This is a genomic window from Pseudoalteromonas rubra (assembly GCF_005886805.2).
GTDB lineage: Bacteria > Pseudomonadota > Gammaproteobacteria > Enterobacterales > Alteromonadaceae > Pseudoalteromonas > Pseudoalteromonas rubra_D.
Map to the genome: position 1 here is coordinate 226,969 of NZ_CP045430.1, position 22,025 is coordinate 248,993.

The 22,025-nt window shown below is 51.9% G+C and carries 2 protein-coding genes; both read right to left on the reverse strand.

The window, feature by feature from the left end; all coding sequences use genetic code 11:
* Positions 1-76: 76 nt before the first annotated feature.
* Positions 77-12,112: a non-ribosomal peptide synthetase gene (locus tag CWC22_RS20430; protein ID WP_138537984.1), complete on the reverse strand. Its 12,036-nt coding sequence runs from the start codon at positions 12,110-12,112 to the stop codon at positions 77-79.
* Positions 12,112-22,023 (reverse strand): non-ribosomal peptide synthetase, encoded by a 9,912-nt coding sequence (locus CWC22_RS20435; protein WP_138537985.1) that lies wholly within the window; start codon positions 22,021-22,023, stop codon positions 12,112-12,114. The genes CWC22_RS20430 and CWC22_RS20435 overlap by 1 nt, the downstream gene beginning before the upstream one ends.
* Positions 22,024-22,025: the final 2 nt, after the last annotated feature.

Here is a 22,025-nt window from a genome sequence, read left to right on the forward strand (position 1 = left end):
GACATTTATTGTTTGTTTTTTACGCACAACCAACATCAAATTAAAACAATTTAAAAACACTTTGCTAAACAATAGACTACAAATTGTAGTAACTCTCTATTATTTCTATAACCCTATCGACTTGCTGATACTGCAAAATCGACAAGTGAGTGCCCTCAACTTCATGGGCATTCACATTGGCATACAAGGTTTGCCAGCCCATATCAGTTGAGAGCCTTCGGCCTTCAAACTCCCGGGTTTGACTGGCTTTGATCACGGTCAGCGGACAACTTAGCTCTGACCCCAGGTGCACTTCTGCCAGTAACTGACCACGAAACACGGCCTGAAGGCGTGATAACTGTTCAGCTGTAAAGTGATAACCTGACTGAGCCATGACATCCACTAGGCTTATGGTTTGCTGTGTAAGAGTCTCAGCTCTGAGTACGCGAAGCTGTTCCGCTTTCAAGCTCAGTCCAAAGAATTCATTGAGATTCTCCAGCATCAACTGATCTGCTTCTGCGGCCGAAATCGACACTGAGCTATGCGTTGGTCTTGGTGTATCCAGTATGGTTATTGACGACACAGCGACACTCTGCGCCTGTCCTTCAGGCAGGGAGTTCTTGTCCAGCTGCTGCGCCATTGCCAGTGCGATAAAGCTGCCAAACGAATGACCAATAAGATGCACAGAACCGATCTGCACCTTCCCGAGTGCTAACAAGTAATGCTGCGCCGTTGCATCAACCGACCCAACGACATCCGGGTTATGTGCGATCAGATCTGGCTGCAGGCCATAGACAGGGACCTGTTTATCTAACCCCTGTACTAATGCCTGAAAGGCCATCAGTAGACCACCTGCACCGGCTATCAACACCACAGGTGTAACGCCTGGACTGCCAGCTTGCAGGCATAACAAACTTTGAAGTTCCACAGGATGTTGCTGACTGGCTTGCTGAAAATCGCTTAAAGCCTGCGCGAGCGCATCAATACGGGTATGTTGCAGCAGCAAGGCTATGGGTACCTGGGCTTTGAGTACATCACACAGTTCAGTATGCAATCGCATGAGCAATAACGAATGGCCACCCAGTGCAAAAAAGTCATCACTGAGCCCCACCTGCGAACACTGCAACAGTTCGCCAAGATAGTCACATAAGTGACGCTCTAGGGGCGTGGTTGGGGCAACATACTGTTCGGGCTCGGCCAACATTAGTGTGCCAGCCTCACTGGCAAGTACTTTTCTGTCGAGCTTGCCGTTGTGGTTATGGGGTAGCTGTGCGCGGACGATTATCCACTGTGGCACCATATAAGTGGGCAAATGCTCAGCCAGTGCCGCTTTAAGCCCCGAAACATCAGGCTCAAGCGCAGACTCAACGAAGGCTACCAGCTGATCGCCGTTGTGCTGATCTCGTTTCACAATTACAACACTGGCAGACACCGCTTCCTGTGCCAACAAAGTCCTTTCTATTTCGCTCAGTTCAATGCGATAGCCGCGAATTTTTACCTGCTCATCCAGACGTCCTAAAAAGTGCAACGCTCCGTCAATCACTCGCACCTTATCACCGGTTTTATAACAGCGCGTTTGAGTGTGGGGATTGAGCACAAAGGCTTTGTCTGTTTTCTCTTTATCACCCAAATAGCCAAGTGCCAGTGCCTCGCCACTGACATAAAGCTCTCCGGCAACGTAATCCGGCAAGAGTCTGAACTCGCTGTCCAGCACATGTGCCTTGAGGCCGGCCAGTGGCTGACCAATTGGCACGGATTCGCCCTGATAACGCGTCACATCCTGAAGCGTGGCAGAAATGGTGGTTTCAGTCGGCCCATAAGCATTGATAACTCGAATAGCCGAGCCATAATGGCCCTGCCAGGCGCGCAGTGCCGCACTTTGCATTTGCTCACCGCCGACTGTAATGATCCGCATGCATGAACCAAAATCGACTGGATTGGCCGCCAGCTGCTGCCAGTAAGCCGTTGGCAAACTCATCAGGCTCAGATCGGCATTACGCGCCAGTTCGGCCAGCGCCTGACTATCAAGCAACTGTTTCTGTTCGGCCATCACCAGGGTTGCGCCACTGAGTAAAGTACAAAACACTTCTTCTGCAAAAACATCAAAACTGCAACTGGCAAATTGCAGGTAGTTGTCGGCCGGCGTAATAGCGTAATTGCTTTGCAAGCACGCCACATAATTGAGCACACTGCGATGAGCAACTTGTACCCCTTTTGGCTCACCCGTAGTGCCTGAGGTGTAAATCACATAACAAGGAGCGGTGCTATTGCACGTGTGCTGTACACAGTCGCCTGACTCAGCTGAAATATCAGCCTCACAGGCTGCCAAATCAATTAGCGGGCAAGCAGGCATATCTCCAAGCCAGTCTTGATCTGTGCTGATCAACAGGGCGGCTCCTGCATTAGAGAGCATATACTGACGCCTTTGCTCAGGTAGTGCTGGTGCGATCGGTAAATAGGATGCGCCAAGCTTGAGTGCGGCCAGAATCGCAATGACCAATTGTGGGCCCTGCTCCAAACATATCGCAATCACAGCCTGATCGACGGGCAGTGAATACCGAGACATCAGGTAATTTGCCAGTCGACCGGCGGCCTCATCCAGCTCGCCATAGGTCAGTGTCTGAACGGGGAGCTTCGTCCCCGCCTGATAAAAGCGAATAGCGGTGTTTTGCTTGTTACTGGCCGTAACCTGACCAAACGCCTGCTGCAACGTCTGATGATGAACAGCCTGTTTGCTCGCACCGGGCAGCTCGAAATACGGTAGCTGGGTAGTTTGGTCTGGCCTCACCAACGGCAACTGAGCCAGCGTACTATCCGGTGCCTCCATGAAGGCAGTCAGTAAATCCGCTATCAAGCTCAGGCTCCGGCGCGCCTGCTGCGCGGTTAACATCGCGTCACGGTAGCACAGCGTTAGTGAAAGCTGTTTTGCAACACCAACTGCAAGCGTTATTGGATAATGCGTCTGGTCCCGCTCCGAGCATATTGTGACTTTAAACGGCGCGGTGTTTTCAGCCAACGGATCACTAGGGTAATTTTCAAACACATAAAGGGCATCAAACAAATCACTGCTGTTGTCAATCTGGCTCCATTGCTGGATCTGTGACAGTGGCGTATGTGCATGTTGCGCCAGTGATCCCTGCAACTCTTTGATCTGCGCAAGATAGTCATTGACCGACAAGTGCCCTGGGGTATGAATCAACACCGGCTGAGTATTGATGTACAAGCCGACCCGCTCTGCGACTCGAGGCAAAGACTCGGGACGTCCGGAAACAGTCTGACCGAACAGCACGTAGTCACTCTGGCAACAAGTACGCAACCAATAGGCCCACGCCCCCTGAACTACCTGATTAAGCGTTAGTCCACGTTGCTTCGCAAACGCGCTGAGCTGAGCAGTAAAGTCCGTACTCAATGTTTCTGTCAGCTCACTGACGCTGTGATTGTTTCCATCTGTGATGGCCAGATGCTCTGTCACCAGCGTTGGCGTATCGATCTGCGCGAGTTGCTGTTGCCAGAATGCTTGCTCTGCATGCACATCCCGGCTTTCAAGATATTCAACATAATCGCGGAACGGATCCATGACAGATTTCACCATCCGGGTTTGCACTCTCGCACGGTAGTGCTCAACCAGCTCAGCAAACAGCACGGGCAAGGACCAGCCATCCATGATCATATGATGATACGTCCAGACAAACCCATGACAATGCTCGCCAAACGGCACCAGCCTCAGGCGCATGCAAGGCGCACCTTGTAAATCGATGGGATGTCGATATTCCTGCGCAGCCACCTGTGTCAGACAGGCTTCCACTGTGTCGTCATAAGGCTGCGGCTCATCAATTTGCAAAGGAACAGAGCACTGCTCAAATACCACCTGAACAGGCTGATTAGGGGTGACAAAAAAGGCCGTACGCAGAATTGAATGACTGGCTACCAGTTGCGCCCAGGCATAGGCGAAGGCCTCAGTATCTAAAGCCCCGTCCAGTAACATCACTGACTGCTCGAGATAGGCGCTGTTATCAGCACCTTGTGCATGAAACCACATGCCTTGCTGCAGAGGCGTCATTGGATAGATATCGGCAACACTTTGTCCTGCTTTGTCCAGCAATTGATCCAGTTGCAGTCTGTCGAGCTGCGGTAACAGAGGAAAGTCACTGGGTGTGTAACAGTGCTCTGTCTGCGCAAAACAATGCGCAAGTACTTCTTCAATGGCCTGCTCAAAACGCGTGCTCAGCTGCCTGGCATCTTGTTCAGAATAATAATCAGATGCGCACTCCAGCGTCACTGACAAACAGCCGCTCGTCACCGCCGCGGTAATTTGTAATGCCCCGAACACGTTATCCAGCTCGCTGCGCAGCAAGCCTGTGGACTCAGTGGCGTCACCAAGCAAGCCATTGTGCTGCAAGACCGTATCAAGCTGCCCCAGATAGTTGAAAAAGACCTGTTCACGGGTAGTTATATTCAATGAATCCCTGATCTGAGGCTCCGGGTGGGCATGGCGCAAAGCGCCAAACTCGCTGCCATGGCGGGTGGTCCAGGCAAGTTGTTCTTTAACAGCGCAGATAACCTCGGTCAGTGCCGACCCCGATACAACACTGCCACACGTTAAACGCAGCGGGAATAAAGCGGTTAACCAGCCAATGGTACGACTGGCATCCAGCGCACCTTGCAGCTGTGCACGACCATGGCTTTCGAGCATCACCACCTGATCTGTACACTGATAGTGACGTATCGCAAGCCACTGCCACGCACTGAGCAATAAGGTTTGGATATTACTTCTGTACGGTCGGTTTGCCTCATTCAGCAGCTGCTGTGTTTGAGACTGGCTGAACTGTATTTTATTGATAATGGTTGTGGTCAGCTGACTGCCCGTAAAACTAGCGCCCAGCGGGCGTTGGCACCGGGAGACCGCCGCCGCATCCTGCCATCTGGCAAGATATTGGGTTTCCTGAGCGCGGTCCTGAAGATAAAACGCAATGGCATCCAGCGAAGCACTGGCTGGCAGTAACTGCACAGCCTGTCCGCTTTGAACCTGAGCGCAGGCCTGCTCAAGATCGGCCAGCAAAATACGCCAGGACACGCCATCAATGAGTAAATGATGAGCAATCACCAGTAGCCGATCAGCTTGTTCCGTGTCTGGTGTCACGATATGGCACATGTGCAACAAGGGGGAACCGTCAAAAGTAAACCCCGCCTGTGCCGGCGCACAGATCTCCGCCAGAGCATCCCGCCAGCAACTGCCTTTGGCGCTAAAGTCGTGAGCATGGCACACATCCGCGCTGTCGAGCTGCTCCATGATGTGTAATTGTTCCCCCCCTCTGACAGACAGTCTGAGCGCATCATGGCACTGTATCAGGCCCTGCACGGCATCGCATAAATGTGCATAAGAAACGGACTTATCTATGCTCAGCATGACCGCCTGGTTCCAGTGTTCGGGCACCGCAAAAGCCTGCTCGAAAAACCAGTGCTGGATTGGATGAGGGGTTAATTTTCCGACAAAATGCTGCTGTTCACATTCACACCCGGCTACGCTGGTTTGCGCTGTGTAGGTGATAAAGTTTGCAGCCAGCGCTTGTGCTGTACTGTGCGTAAAGATATCAGCCACAGAAATGGTAATATCCGCTGCTCTGGCCCGGCTGGCAAGCTGAATGGCCAAAATAGAATCACCGCCACTGGCAAAAAAGTCATCCTGAGCTTGCAGGTCCGTTTTATTCAGCAATGACCGCATCAGCGTTAAAATCGGATTGTGCTCAGCGTTTGCTGTGCTGCTCGTCTCAACCGGTGTGATTTGTTCACCATCAGACTGCGCAGCCAACTGCGCCAGTGCACGATGATCAAGCTTGCCATGTGCAGTCAAAGGCAACGCGTGCAAAACCATAAATGCACTTGGCACCATGTAATCAGGCAAACGAGCACACAGTGCAGCACGCCAAACTTCACCGGAGTCGTGCTCCGATTGCGCAGCCTCAGGCACCACAAATGCCGTCAACTGTTTATTACCAGGGTGCGTTTGCGTTATCAATACTGCGCAGTCCGCAACACCAGCCTGCGCACGCAACTGGTGTTCAATTTCAGCCAGCTCAATGCGATAGCCACGCAATTTAACCTGCGCATCATTACGCCCTATGTAGGCAATACGGCCATTATTGAGCCGCCGAACCAGGTCACCACTGCGATAAACGCGTACACGTTCAGCGTTATCCAGTGTCAGTTCAATGAACTTTTCATCGCTCAGTTCAGGCTTATTCAGATAACCCAGGGCCAGCCCAGCGCCTGCAATATAGAGCTCTCCGACCATGCCGTCGGGCACGCTGCGACCGTGTTCATCAACAATGAAAATCGCACAATTGTCCACCGGCAGGCCAATATCCGGCTGCTGCTCACTGTGCCAGGTAACTTCACCTGAGGTTGCCACTACAGAAGCCTCTGTTGGCCCATAGTTATTGATTAATTTAAAATTATGCTGACCACGGGCCGGGCTCAGCCTATCACCCCCGACTAACAAATACTTTAGCTTTGCCGGTGCAAAGGCTGAGTCTGCCAGCATGACTTCTGCAATGGGCGTCGCCAGAAAACAATGGCTTACTCCCTCTTTGGTCAACAATGTTGACAATAAATGCGGATCATTCAGTTGCGCGCTACCGACAAACACCAGTTGTGCACAGGCGTTAAGATAAGGCCAAACTTCCCAGGTAGCCGCATCAAAGGCGATGTTGGCGGTCTGGCTGCCGACACTGTGCTGGTCCAGTGCAAAGGCACGCTGATGCCAGTGACACAAGTTTATTAGTCCACTATGTGGGATCATAACGCCCTTGGGCTGCCCTGTGGTACCTGAGGTATAAATCACATAGGCAAGCTGACCAGCTTCGATTGCTGGTAACGTCATTTGGGCATAGGTGGCACACTGCGCGTTCAGTTCAGGATTATCCAGCCATACCTGCTGGCAGTCCTGATAGGCCTCGAACTGACTGGTGAAGCGCATTTGCGTCAACAACCATCGACTGCCACTGTCGCTGACAATGTGCCTGATGCGTGCTTCGGGGTAATCCGCCGACACAGGCACATAGGCCCCACCGGCTTTGAGGGTCGCCAGCATGGCCACCACCAAATCGATACCGGCATCGCAACTGATCAGTACCCTTTGTTGTGACTTCAGACCCTGCCCAACCAGATACCTGGCCAAAGCGCTGGCCCGCGTATCAAGCTCACTATAGGTGAGCGTGCTATCCGCTTCGGGGTCCTTAATTGCCACTTTGTCGGGTGTCTGACGGGCAAACCGCGCGAGCTGCGCAACCAGCGTGGTGTGTTCGGACACACTGTGCGACTGCCCATTAATTGCCTGATAGCGCTGAAGCGTCAAAGGCACATCGGCGATACGAAGCTCGGTGTTATCCGCCAGTGCGTTGAGCATCACGTTAAACGCTTCGCTCATTCCCGCTATACTGGCGGCATCAAACAAACCTGTGTTGTAACACCAGCTAAGACGCAGTCCGTCCTCAGTTTGTACCGCACTCAGTTCGATATCGAACTTAGCTGACACGGACACCGCTTGCTCCGGATACACTTCTATATCAGCCAGTTGTAATTGTGTATCCAACCGGGGGTTAAGTGAAAAACTCAGCTGAAATACGCCCTGATGACTAAGGTCGCGTGACACATTAAGCGCATCGAGGATCTGCTCGAAGGGCATTGCCTGATGGGCCTGAATGTCTATCATCAGTGCTTTTTGCTGGCTCAGCAGCTCACCGAAAGTCATGTGTGGCGTAAAGTGCGTACGAATTGGCAAGGTATTGATGAAAAATCCCACCAAAGGCTGCAACTGGCTTTGCTCCCTTCCCGAAAAAGGCGTACCAATTACCACATCGTCGCAACAACTGTATTTACCCACAAATAATGCAAACGCAGTCTGCAACCAGGTAAACAAGGTGATATCGTTGTGGTGACACTGGGCTTCAATAGATTCGAACTGCGACAGGTCAAGGTGTGCAATGTGTACTGCACCATGCGTATCCGGTGCATTGGTTCTGGCCCGATCCAGTGGCAACTGATGCAGTGGTGGTGCATCTGCCAGGTGCGCTAACCAAAAGTCTTTGTGTGCCTGCAAAGCTTCACCTTGCAGGGTCTCGCGCTGCCATTGTGCATACTCGGCGTATTGCAATGGCAAAGGTTGCGACAGCAGCTCAGGTAGTGGCAGCCCCGTGACAAAGTGTTGATAGAATGCCGCCAACTCCGAAGTTAAAATCTCCAAAGAGTGTGCATCCGCTGCGATATGATGCAAATTAACACGCAGTTGATGCAAGCTATCACTGCATGACATCAAGGTCAGCCGCACCATTATGTCCTGGCTCAGATCAAAGGTTTGCATGGCATCGTCGCGCTGTGCGCTAAGCCAACGTCGCTGCTGCGCCTCTGGTGCCAGAGCGCGTGCATCTATGTAGTGCAAAGGCAGTTCAAAATCGGGATTAAGCACCTGCTGCGGTCTGCCCGCTTCATCGAGCAGTATTTTACTGCGCAGCACCTGATGGCGTTCAATGATAGCCTGCCAGGCCTGCTTAAATGCAACCAGGTTTAATGGGCCCTGGAGAGTGAAAGCCGCGGGCATATGATACTGCGCTGAGTCAGGCGTCATGTGCTCGACTGTCCACAGTCGCGACTGCGCGAAAGACAAAGGCAAAGGTTGCATGGTCTGTGTACGTGGAATATCAAACGCCGAAGCACTTTGATCACCGGCTTGAGTGACCACTTTTGCCAGCTCAGCAACACCCGGGTTCTGAAACACATCTTTTAATGTGACAGGCAGACTATGACGCTCCCTGAGCTGACTTACCAGCTGCGTGGCAAGCAAAGAATGTCCGCCCAGGCGGAAAAAATGGTCATCCAGGCCGACCTGCTCCACCCCCAGTAAACTCGAAAAGCACGCAGCAATTACATGTTCAGTATCCGTAGTTGGTGCACGATACACCGCTTCTTGCTGCAAAACGTCCAGTGCCAGCAGCGCCTTTTTGTCTATTTTGCCATTGCTGGTCAGGGGTAAAGTGTCGACAACCACCACATTGGTGGGCAACATAAAGTCGGGCAGTGAGCTACGCAGATACGCTTGCAGCTGAGTCAGCGGCTCTGCCAGCTCAACACCGGGACACGGAACCACAAACGTGCTGATCCGCGCACCTTGCTGGTCATTGCGGTTGAGTAATACGCTGACAGCTTGTAGTTGTGGATGCTGGCGCAGCTGATTTTCAATCTCTCCGAGCTCAATACGATAACCACGCACTTTGACCTGATCGTCGGCCCGACTGATGTATGTCAGCTCGCCATCTGGCAGAAAACGCACCAGGTCGCCGGTTTTATACAGTTTTTTGTCACTTGATGCGGCGAACGGATCGGCGATAAAGCGCTCAGTATTGAGCGTTTCTCTTTGCCAGTAACCCCGGCACACCCCCTCACCACCGACATATAACTCGCCCACCGCCCCCATTGGCAACAGCTGTTGATGTTTGTCCAGGACATAACACGACGTGGTTGGAATAGCATGGCCGATATTACTCACCCCCAGCGCTAAATCCGCTTGCGTGAGTCGCTTAAAGGTCACATGCACTGTGGTTTCGGTGATCCCGTACATGTTTATCAACTGGCAGATGTCGAATCGGTTAGCCCAGGGCCTGAGCTTGCCCGGCTGCAAAGCTTCTCCCCCGAAAATCACATAGCGCACCTGACAGCGCGCCTGATCCGCTTCGGGTAGTGCACACATCGCTGATTGCAGGACATAAAACGCACCGGGTGTCTGATTGAGTATTGTCACCTTCTCGTTCAGTAAACACTGAGCGAAGGCCTGGGTATCCTGGCTCACGGCCTTGCTGACTACCACCAGTTTTGCGCCAAACAATAAGGCGCCATACATTTCCCAAACCGAAAAATCGAAGCAAAATGAATGGAACAAAGTCCACACATCATGCTCATCGAAGTCAAATAAAGCAGGTTCTACGTGTAATAGGCGCACTACATGACGGTGTTCTATCTGCACGCCTTTAGGACGGCCGGTGGTACCTGAGGTATAAATCATATAAGCCAGGTGATGTGGCTCAATATCCAGTGCTAAGTTATCGCTAATCGCAACGCCATCGTAAAGGGCTTCATCGTCAATGTTGATGAGCTGCTCAGCGCAGGTGTCAAAGCGTGCCTGAGTATAGTTGTCGCAAATCAACCAGCGACTGCCAACATCACCGATGATGTATTCAATCCGGTCTCTGGGGTAATCCGGGTCAATGGGTACATACGCTGCCCCGGCTTTTAATATCGCCAGTAAAGTCACCACCATATTCACAGAGCGAGTGACACTAACGGGCAACATGGCTTGGGGTGTGATACCACATTTCACCAGCACTCTGGCAAGCCGGTTTGCCCGGTTGTTCAGCGCCTGATAACTCAAACGTTCCAGCTCATCGACCACCGCGATCCGCTGGCCAAAGCGCTCAACTTGCGCTTCGAACAGACTCACCAGCGTCTGGCTGGTATCCCAATGCGTGTCTGTGCATTGAGCATGTGCCAGAATAGCCTGAGTTTGCTGCTCGCTGAGTAACGCAACATGACCAACCTGCGTTTGCGGCGCGTCAACCAGCTGCTCCAGCATAACCGCGAAACTCTCAGCCCAGTGCGCTATGGTGTCGCTGCGATACAGATCGCTGTCGTACTTCCAGTTGAGCGTAAGTGAATGGGTCTCATTGTCCAGAATGGCACTGAGCTCCAGGTCACATTTTATGTCGATTTTGTCACTGCTGGCTGTTTGCTCTACCACACTTAAACCAGGCAGATTCAGAGTATGTGCCGATGTATTTTGTTCCAGCGTAAACAAAATCTGTACCAGCGGATGGTGGCTCATGTCACGCTCACACTGTAACGCCTCAACGACTTTATCGAACGGCACTTCCCGGTGCTCAAATACTGCCAGGATTTGCTCTTTTTGTTGCTGTAACCAGTCGTTAAAGCGCATTGACTCGGTGACTTTGGCCGGGATCACCAGCGTATTCACAAACAGGCCAATCAAGGGCGCTAACTCAGGGTGGTCGCGCCCCAGCACAGGCGTACCAACAACTACCTGCTCATTTTGCGTTAACCGGCCAACAAATAGCATAAAACTGCTGAGCAACCACATAAATGGCGTAACCGATTGGCTGGCACACTGGGCCTGGATGCCGACAGCCAAGGATGGGCTCAGGGTCTGACGATAAACCCGGCCACAGTGTGATTGTACCGCCGGGCGAACAAAGTCTCCGGGCAGAGATTGGATCGGATCCAGGTCTGACAGCGCTTGCTGCCAGAACGAGAGCTTGTTCGCCAGATACTCGGGTTTCAGAGTATTTTGCTGCCAGCTTGCGTAATCACCATACTGTATCTTCAGAGGTGCCAATTGAGGGGCTTTATCCTCGTTTAACGCTGCACGGTAAAGCGCTTCTAACTCTTTGACCAACACCTGCATCGACGCGCCGTCGGACACGATATGGTGCATATTGAACGCCAGATAGTGAGTTTGCTGTTCAGATATCACTAAGGCTCGTAACAGTACATCGTGCGTTAAATCAAATGGCCGAGCCAGAAACTCTGTCAGTTGGGTGCGGATTGTCTGCGCCCGTTCGGTCTCAGGCCAGGCGCTGGCATCGCGCCACTCAAACGGCGTTTCAAATGCCTCTGTCACGTGCACAACAACGCCCTGATCACCTTGACTGTCGGCGATAAAATGACTGCGTAAAGCGTCATGACGGATGATAAGGGCGTGGATGCTCGCCTGCAGCGCATTGATGTCCAGGTGGCCGGTAAGGACAAATTCAGCGGGCATATAGTACTGACTGCTGCCCTGTAACTGCTCGATGAACCACAGCCCCTGCTGAGCATAACTGGCAGGCAAAGGCAGTGAGCTATCGACTTTTGCTATCGTCGAATACGCGCCCGATACCCGCGCCTCCCCCTGCTGCTGTTGAAAATAGGCAATGATCTCAGCTTTATTCGCCACTATGCGCTGTTTGAGCTCATCCGGGAACGCGCCTTGTTGCTTAAATGCCAGTGCACCGTTTTTTTCATACAAGGTGATGCCTGCACGCAATGCATCTGCGATTAACTGCTCAATTATTATCAACTGTTCCGTCATTACAAAAACATCTCTTCTGAAGTGTCGTTTTCGTTATCATCCTGTGCCTGATGTGCCATGGCCTGTTGAATTTCAACCCACTGGGCCAGTGCAGCCACGGTCGGCCGCTCAAACAGCGTTCTGACTGACATACCGATACCCAGTCGTTCTTCAATCAGTCCGATGCATTGCGTCGCCAGCAATGAATGACCGCCCAGGCTAAAGAAGTTGTCTTCAACACTGATTGAAGTGCGTTTCAGCACTGACGCCAAAATATCCGCCAGGACAGCCTCCACATCAGTGCGCGGTGCAATGAGTTTATCCACAGAGTCACATTGTGCCCCCAGCGCATGAAGCGCCCGCGCGTCAACCTTGCCGTTGGCAGTCAGAGGAATTGTATCAGTCAGTACATAGCGGTAAGGCACCATATAAGCGGGCAGCGATTCACTCAGTCGTGCCGACAGTTCGGTGGCAACCCCGGCATTCACCAACTCTGCCGGGTCAGGACGTGCCAGGTCCTCATCTGTCTTAGCGACCAGGTAGGCCTCCAAGTTATCTGCGGCTTCATTCAGCACCACCACAGCCTGTTCAATTCGCGGGTCCTGCTGCAATTGCTGAGCAATTTCCTGAGGCTCAATGCGATAGCCTCTGAGCTTCAGTTGTGCATCAAGTCGATGACAAAACTGCAGTGCACCCGGCGTGCCATCATCATTGACAGACCAGCGCACCAAATCGCCACTGCGATAGAAGCGCTGCTCACTTTGCTGCACGCCAACAGGCAGCCAGACAAACTTTTCATCGCTCAAGTCACGACGATTCAGATAGCCCAGAGCGAGGTTATTCCCCCCAATATACAGCTCCCCCATGACCCCGGCCGGGACCGGCTGCATCTGTTCATCCAGCACCAGCAAATGCGTATTAGCGATTGGCTGACCGATAGGAACCTGGATCATCGATTGTGCTGAAAGTCGGTCAACCTCCTGTTTGTCACACTGATAAGTACTGGTGCCCACCGTGGCTTCGGTTGGACCGTACTCATTAATCCAGCAGACATTAGGTAATCGTTCACTCAGTTCGGCTAACAGCGCAACAGGTAATGCCTCACCGCCCACGACCACCTTATGTGCAGCGTCAAAGGAGCGCTCATCCGACAGGCCACATTGTTTCAGTATTGCAACAACCCCTTGTAGATGTGCTGGCGTCACTTTAAAGACCCCGGCAACCTTGCCGCACAGGCGGTTAGCCAGCTCTTTTAACATTCGCTCGTCATCAGCCAACATATCTATGCATACCCCCTGCAATAACGCAGGCCAGATAGCGGTTACTGTGGCATCAAACGCCAAGGGGGTGCTGACAACGCTAAAGCTGGGCTGCTCATCCAAATACGCATGACAAGCATGGTCAAGGTAGAGCGCCAGACTGCCATGTGATATCGCGACGCCTTTAGGCTGGCCTGTGGTGCCTGAGGTATAAATCACATAGGCCAGATCTGAAGGTTCACTGCTGGCAAAACGCGCATGCTGCTGCCTCGGTTGCCAGCTCTGTGGGCTATCCATAACCAGCACGGACAATGGCGGCTGCTGCACGGCATCAATCACGGGCTCTAACTGTGACAGGAGTTTGTTGTTGGTAATCAACCAGCTTGCACCACTGTCACGCACAATAAACTGACAGCGCGACGCGGGCAGTGTCGGATCAATCGGCACATAGGCGGCACGCACTTTAAAGGCCGCCAGCATAGCAACCAGCTGGTCACACTCAGCGCCGAGGCACAAGGCAATGCGTGCTCCCGGCTTAACGCCCTGCTCCAGCAAGTAACTGGCCAGGGTATTGGCCTTTTGCTCTAACGCCAGATAGCTGAGCATGCATGCATCCGCATCACGCACGGCCAGTTGATTTGCGGCACTCTGTACCCGGGCGGTGACCTGACTGTGAATACACTGTGTTGATATGGCCGTGTCTGCGCCTTTGATGCTCACCAGTTGCTGCTGACGCGACTGAGTCAACAAAGCTAAGCGCTCCACCTTGTGCTCAGGCGATTTAAGAATGGTACTGATCAATACCTCGAAAGATTCAGCCAGTGCTGCGATTGTCGCGCTCTTAAACAGCGCTGAGCTAAAATTCCATTCCAGCTCAATGCCATCACCCTTTTCAATTGCATTGACCTCTAGGTCAAACTTCATCATGGGCTCACTCGGCGTTTCTACTTCAATATGCAACTGAGGCAGCACCAAATCTGTGGTTTCGTTGTTTTGCAATGCAAACAAAATCTGGAAAATAGGCTGATGCCCCAAGTTGCGCTCGGGCTTAAGCGCTTCCACCAACTGCTCAAAGGGCAGCGCCTGATGCTTAAACGCATCCAGGATCACCTGTTTTTGCTGCTCCAGTAACTGATTAAAGCTTTGCCCAGACTGGGTGCGCATGCGAATTACCAGCGTGTTGACGAAAAAGCCAATCAAATTAGCCACTTCATTGTATTCACGACCCGCAACCGGTGAGCCAATCACCACATCGTTTGTCTGGCTGTAACGCTGTACCAGCAATGAAAATACCGTATGCAGCCACATGAACAAGGTCACGCCTTGTGCTTTACAGTGTTCATGAATGGCTCGGGTGAGCGCGGCACTCAGACGTTGTGTGTGTCGCGAACCATTCAGCTGAGCCATGGCAGGACGCGGATAATCAAGTGGCAATTGGTGCAGCGGAGGATGGCCTTCTAAGGCTGTCTGCCAGTGTTGTAAATCTGCCTGATTAGCCTCTTTCGCCCAAATGTTGCGCTGCCAGTGTGCAAAGTCGCCATATTGCACAGCCAATGGCTGAGTCAGCTCAGCAGGCAACTGGTAGCCGGATTCTTTGGCAAAATGACGATAGAATGCGATAAACTCCCGTACCAGAATGGCCATCGACCAGCCGTCGCTGGCAATATGATGCATATTGAAATGCACCCGATAGTCGTCTTTTGCAAACTCGACCAACAATACCCGCAACAGCAGATCCTGGCTCAGGTCGAATCGCGCAGTCGCGTTGTCATGCGCTCCCTGCTGCCAACGCTGTTGCCGGGCACGTTCACTCATTTTCGTTAAATCTAGCTGAGTTAACGGCAACTCGAATTGCTCGCTCACCTGCTGCACAGGTTCAGCCGCCCCCGCCACTTTCACTATCCGCGACCTCAGCACCTCATGACGTGCGATTAGCGCCTTCAGCGCTTCACTGAAAGCAGCCTTATCGAGTGTGCCGCTGAATTTAAACCCGGCTGGCATGTGGTACTGGGTGCTCGACTCCTGGAGCTGCTCAATCAGCCACAGCCTCTGCTGGGCAAACGATAAAGGTAATGCCTGTTCCCGTGATACAGGCTGAATAGCATGCACAGCTGAGATAGGCTCACAGTGCTCCAGTGCCTGCGCCAATGACGCAATGGTTGGTGTTTTAAACAACTGAGGTAGCGTCACCTCAAGGTTTTTCTGTTGACGAATTTGACTGATCAGCTTGATGGCCAATAAGGAATGACCGCCGAGGTCAAAAAAGCTGTCGTGCAGGTCGATATGCTCAGTCAGCAAAGTGTCACGATAGAGCTGATATAAATAAGACTGCATGGCTGTCAGCGCTGTCAGGTCTATACTTTTGCTGGCTCTGCCTTCTCCCTGCTGCGCCAGGGCTTTGAGTGCTTTGCTATCTACTTTGCCATTGGCGGTAAGCGGGATAGCCTCAACACGATTAAACTGCCCAGGGATCATATACGGCGGCAGATACTGCGCCAGATGATTACGCAAATGGCTGTCCGGCGGTACGTTACCGTTAAGGTAAAGAAGGTGGGCCTGCAACAACTGCTGCTCTTCATCAACTGTCACCGCACAGTCGCGAACACCATCCAGTTCGCGAAGATAATGACAAATCGCATTCAAATCGATGCGGTAGCCACGCAATTTGATTTGCTCGTCGGTACGACCACAGTATCTTAGATAACTCAGTCTCCCCTGCTCATCGCTCTGCCACTGTACCAAATCCCCACTTCGATAGAAGCGCATTGGTGGCCGTTCACCCACACTCAAAGTGACAAATTTAGTTTGATTCAGCTCATCCAGATTGACGTAACCCGGGCTGACCACTGCCCCTCCAATCAATAACTCTCCAGGAGTATTAGCAGGCACTGGCTGATCGCACTGATCAACCACCAACATAGCAACGCCCGGATTGGGCAAACCGATCGGCACATCCGGATAACGCAGTGCCGCCTGCGGATTCAGATCCGGAGTGAGCGAAAAGACGCTACAGCCCACGGTTGCCTCAGTCGGACCATATTCATTAACCCAGGTACAAGCCGGCAGCTTAGCGCGCAGCGCAATCAGTAAATCGCTATCCAGTGCCTCACCCCCAATCACTATGGTATGGGGTGCGCTATTGCTGCCCAGCTCATCCATCAGCGCCTGTACTGCCCGCAAATGCGCCGGCGTCAGTTTGAATAAACGCGGTCGGATGGCATTGAACAGCAGCTCAGTAATGGCCGCAAGCTGATGAGGGCCCTGAGTCACGATTTCAACCTCACCGCCGCACAGCAAGGGGGGAACCAGTGCGGTGATCGTGGCATCAAATGCCAAAGGTGTACTTACCACCGCAAGCGGTAAGGTTGCGTCGGCGTCCAGATACGTATCCATGGCATGAGATAAGTAAACATTCAGATTGCCATGGCTGATCATCACGCCTTTTGGCCGCCCGGTTGAGCCCGACGTATAAATGATGTAACACAAGCGCTGGGCATCTGAAGTCTGCGATTCCCCTAACTCCTCCAGGCTAGGAGCAGACACTGGGTAACCGGCAAAATTTGACTCAACGTCAAATAAATCGTCCAGAAACAGAAAATCAGTGCCACTATCAATGAGTTTTTCAGTATCTTCGCTGAGTGCCAAAATCATCACAATATCTGCATCTTCTACGATATAAGACATTGATTTTTCTGGTGTATCGTAATGCAGAGGCACATAGACGTGACGTGTTTTAAGAATAGCCAGTACCGCAATAACCATGGCAGGACCGGACGGGAGTAATAAGGCAATCCGGCTTTGCTCGTCAAATCCCATTTCAAGCAGGCAGTGCGCCAACTGATTGGCACGCTGCTCCACTTCCAGATAACTGTATGATTCACCATTACATCGCAGTGCAATGCTGTGAGGCTGGATCTCAGCAATCGCGCTGAAGTGATGATGCCAACCAATATCACTGCTATCTTGTTCATTCTGGGGGGCACTATAGGAAAGTATCTGTACCAGCTGCTCTGGGTCTATCAAGCTCAGCTCGCTCACGCGGCGTTGCGGTGCTTCCAGGCAGGATCTCAGCAACTGGGTGTACTGACGGGCGAAAGACTCAATGCTGTGCTCGTGCCACAAGGCACTATCGTAGAGCCATTCAATCTGCAAAGTGTCGCCACAATCAATCACTGACACTTCCAGATCCAATTTAGCGCTGCGCACGCCGGTGTCATTCACAGTGACATCCAGGCCTTCCAGTTGCAGTGCTTCGTTGATCTGGTTGTTGACCCGAAAGACCACCTGAATTAACGGATGAATACCCAAACTCCGCTCATTGTTGAGCGCTTCAACCAGTGTATCGAATGGAATATGCTGATGAGTCAACGCACTTTGCAGTGTCTCATTGCTTGTCGTCAACACATCACTGAACGTCATATCCGACTCAATATGATGACGCAGCACCAGAGTATTGATAAAGTTGCCAATAACAGGCTCAAGTTCACTGAACTCGCGCCCGGCAACCGGCGTACCCAACGCCACGTCAGATTGACCCGACAGACGGCTCATCCATGACGCAAAGGCACTCTCCAGCACACCAAACAAGGTTTGTCCGCTTGTCACAACAAAGCGGCGCAATACCTGAGTCAACTCGGCAGGGAGCTCATAACAGTGTAAGGCACCTCCACTGATCACCTTATTTTCCCGTGAGTTATCTTGGGGTAATTCATGGACCCGGGGCAAGTCAGCCAGCTGATTTTGCCAGTACGTCAAACTCGTTTGCCACTGAGGCTGAGTGGCCAGGCTCCGTTGCCAGTGTACATAGTCAATGTAACTGTGCGTGAGCTTTGGCAACCCTGTTTGAGTGCCCTCACAGGCCTGGCGATAAGCGGTTTCCAGTGCGCGACACAACACCCCGATTGACCAACCATCTGAGACAATATGATGCATAGTCACGATAAGCACATACAGTTGTGCATCGAGTTGCAGCAGCTGACCTCGTAATAGCAGCTCCTGCTTCAGGTCGAATCCGGTATGGTAATCCTCAGCCAACAGCTGACGCAGGGTGTCTGCCTGCCGTTCATCATCAAAGCCACTTAAATCCCGTTGCTGTAACACAAAGTTCAGGGTGTCATTGAAAGACTGGACCGCTTCGCCCTGCTCGTTTTGGTCATAATTAAATCTTAGAATGGCGTGCTGCTGAACCACCTGTTCAAATGCCTGAGACAAGGCCGTGATATTCAACGCACCTTTAATCGTGAAAGCGCCCTGCAAATTATATTGCTTGCTGTGGCCCTGCATCTGATCAACAAACCAGATCCGCTGCTGTGCAAAAGACAGAGGATGCGCGCCAGATTGGTCGACCGTCACTAAGTTATGGCCTACATGAATGTCCTGTCCAAGCAGGCAACGTTCCAGTTTCTCCACCGTGGGGTTAGCAAAAATGGCTTGCAGAGACAACACTCGTTCAAATCTGGCGCGAATATGATTAGCAAGTCGCATGGCCAGTAAAGAATGACCACCGATTGCGAAAAAGTCATCGTCTGCCGAGACCTGAGACACACCTGTCAGGTCACTGAATAAGGTGGCCAGCTGTTGCTGTAGCTCTGTTTTAGGTGGCGTATAATTACGTGCTTCGCTTAGCGATAAAGTTGCTAACTGTTTACGGTCAACTTTACCATTACTAAGCACTGGCAGTTTTTCCAGTGCTTTGAAATGGCTGGGGATCATGGCCTGAGGTAAAAGCGCACTGAGTGCATCTCGTAAAACATCAGACGTAACCACCTCCTCCTCACCGGCAGCAACGTAGTAGGCCACAAGCGTATCACTATTGGCCTGTTTACGGGCGATAACAACCGCACTTTTTACCTGAGGCAGTGCTGTCAGTTTTGCTTCAATTTCACTAATATCAATGCGGTATCCACGGATCTTGGGTTGATTGTCCAGACGGCCCAGATATTCCAGCTCACCCCGATGAGTTAACCGAACTCTGTCACCGGAACGATAAAAGCGCGCTAATTTTCCATTTTGCATTTCACAGTGAACAAAGTAACGATCTGTCAGCTGTGGCGCACGCAGATACCCATCGGCCAGGGACGAACCACCAATATAAAGCTCTCCCGGCATACCCAATGGCACCGGCTGAGCCTGTTCATCCAGTACCAGCACCCGGGTATGTGCCAGCGGCTTACCAATGGGGTAATGTTCACTGTTGGCATGTCTTTGAGCAGTAACGGTATGCGTTGTCACTCCGATACAGGTTTCGCTGGGGCCGTAGTGATTAACGATATGGGCTGTCGGATAATGCTCCTGTAACTCGCTCACTAAGACCACATCCAGTGCTTCACCGCCGAGTATCCACTGCTCTATCGCCGGCTGGTTCTCACCCATAGCTGCAATTTGAGGTATTAGCTCACGAGCAAATGACGGCGTTATTTTTAGCATATTGACCTGCTGTATCGTGAGCATCTCTACCAGATACTGAGGTTCTGGTAGTGTGCGGCTCCCTGGCATAACAACTGAGCCCCCCTGCGCAAGCACCGGGTAGATACCCGTCAGGCAAAGATCGGTCGCAAGTCCAGTGACAATCCCGGCACGCGTATGCAACGAAAACTCTATACGATGCGTAATCGACTCACAGTAACTGGCCAGGGCACCATGGCTCATCGCCACACCTTTTGGTTTACCCGTCGACCCGGAGGTGAAGATCACATAAGCCAGGTCTTGTGCATCGCGCCTCAGCGCAACTTCTGACTCTTCTGATAGAGTGCGGTTTTGTTTTAACAGCTGATGAAAATCCCACGCCACAATGTCGCGCTCATTCAGTGCGGCTTGCACCTGCTCTGTCATCATTTCAGCATCACACACCAATAATGTACGACAGCCTGCCTGCGCCATAATTTCTAAGATCCGCAGTACAGGGGTATCCTGCTCTATGGGCAAATAAGCGGCCCCGGCGCGCATCACGCCTATCAGCGCAACCAGGCTGTGAACCTGGCGATTGACCAGCACGGCTACCACTTCTTCACCCTGTGCAACGTCATTGAGCGCACCAGCCAGACTGGCGCTTTGTCCACCGAGTTCAGCGTAACTCACTGACTGAGATGGATTATCAGCATCCACAATTGCCATGTGTCTTGGTGTCGACTGTGCGTGGGCCAGGATCTGAGGCAACACCAAAGGCGCTGATGTCATGTCACTTGCCTTGTCCAGGTGTTGTTGCGCGGCTTCAACAGAAGGCAACTTTACCCCGGAAAGTGACTGAGCCAGGTCGTCACTTAACGTGCGCAGTAAAGCCTCGAAATCACGGGCAATCTGAGCAACCAACCCAGGCGAAAACAAGGCAATATTATATTCAAGTTCAGCAGCCATGCCGTTATCGTGCGTCGTCAAATTTAAGGTCAGATCAAATTTGGCAGTGTGGTTATTCAGCGTGAATAGCTGCGCTTCCAATTCGCCGGAACGCAATGGTGTTACTGGCAACGCATCATAGTTAAACAGCACACTAAACAACTGAGAAGTATCCGCCAGCCTGGCAAGTGTGTCCTGAGAAACACTTTGATTTTCCAGCGCCTGTGTCATCTTTAACTGAGTACTACGAGCCAGCTCGTTAAACAACATCCCCCCATCCAGCTGCTGACGCAGTGGCAGGGTATGAATAAAACAGCCGATCATGGACTCAAACTCACTCTGCTCTCGACCCAGCACTGGGACCCCAACCGTGATGTCCTGTTGCTGGCTGTAGCGATGAAGCAACACATAAAAAACGCTCAGTAGCGCAGAGAATGGCGTGACGCCCAGCTGCTGACAGCTGTGTTCGAAACGCTGGCAAAGCGCCTCACTCAGTGTAAATTGATGACTGGCACCACGAAACGAGGGCTCAGCCTGGCTGGCAAAGCTGGTGGGCATTGAAAAAGACGAAAAGTCCGCAAGCTGTTGTTGCCAATAGGCATGCTGTTGCAGGTAGTCATCAGACTGTAAAAAGCGTTTTTCCCAATGTACATAATCCAGATATTGTAACGGTGCCGTCTGTGGCACCTCCTTTGATTGCAATATATCCAGCAATTCATTCACCAGCAACTGAACCGACCAACCATCAGCCACCAGATGATGCAGCATCAAATAGACCCAACGTCCCTGATTTTCATTCGCTGTGCTAATCAAAGCGGCGCGTATCGGTAACGCTTTTTGTAGATCAAACCCTTGCTGCAATAAAGGTTGTAACTCGGTTTCAATCTGCCCTTGGCTCACAGGCTCAGACACATACAATTGGGTTAAGGTCAGTGACAACTCGGTATTTACGCGCTGACATCCACCTTGTTCTGTAGCGAAAAATTGGCTGCGCAAAATATCGTAACGGGCCAGCAAGGTATTCAGGGCTGCTTCAAGCTGCGCTTTACCGACAGGCTGTGATAGCCTGAGTAGTCCAGACATAGTGTAGGCAATATCGCCTCCATGATACTGGTCGATAAGCCAGATCCCCTGCTGGGAGGCGGATAGCATTCCCTGCTTCTGATGGTGCGCCTGCATATACTCTATCAGCGCCGGCTTGTGCGCTTTAATTTTATTGAGCTGTGCAGCTGGCACAGTTGCAAGGTGGGTACGCAGTTTCAGGCGACCCTCTTGCAGATAAACATAAATACCCTGACCATCCAGTTCGGCCAATAACGCTTCAATCGCTGAATTTTCCATAC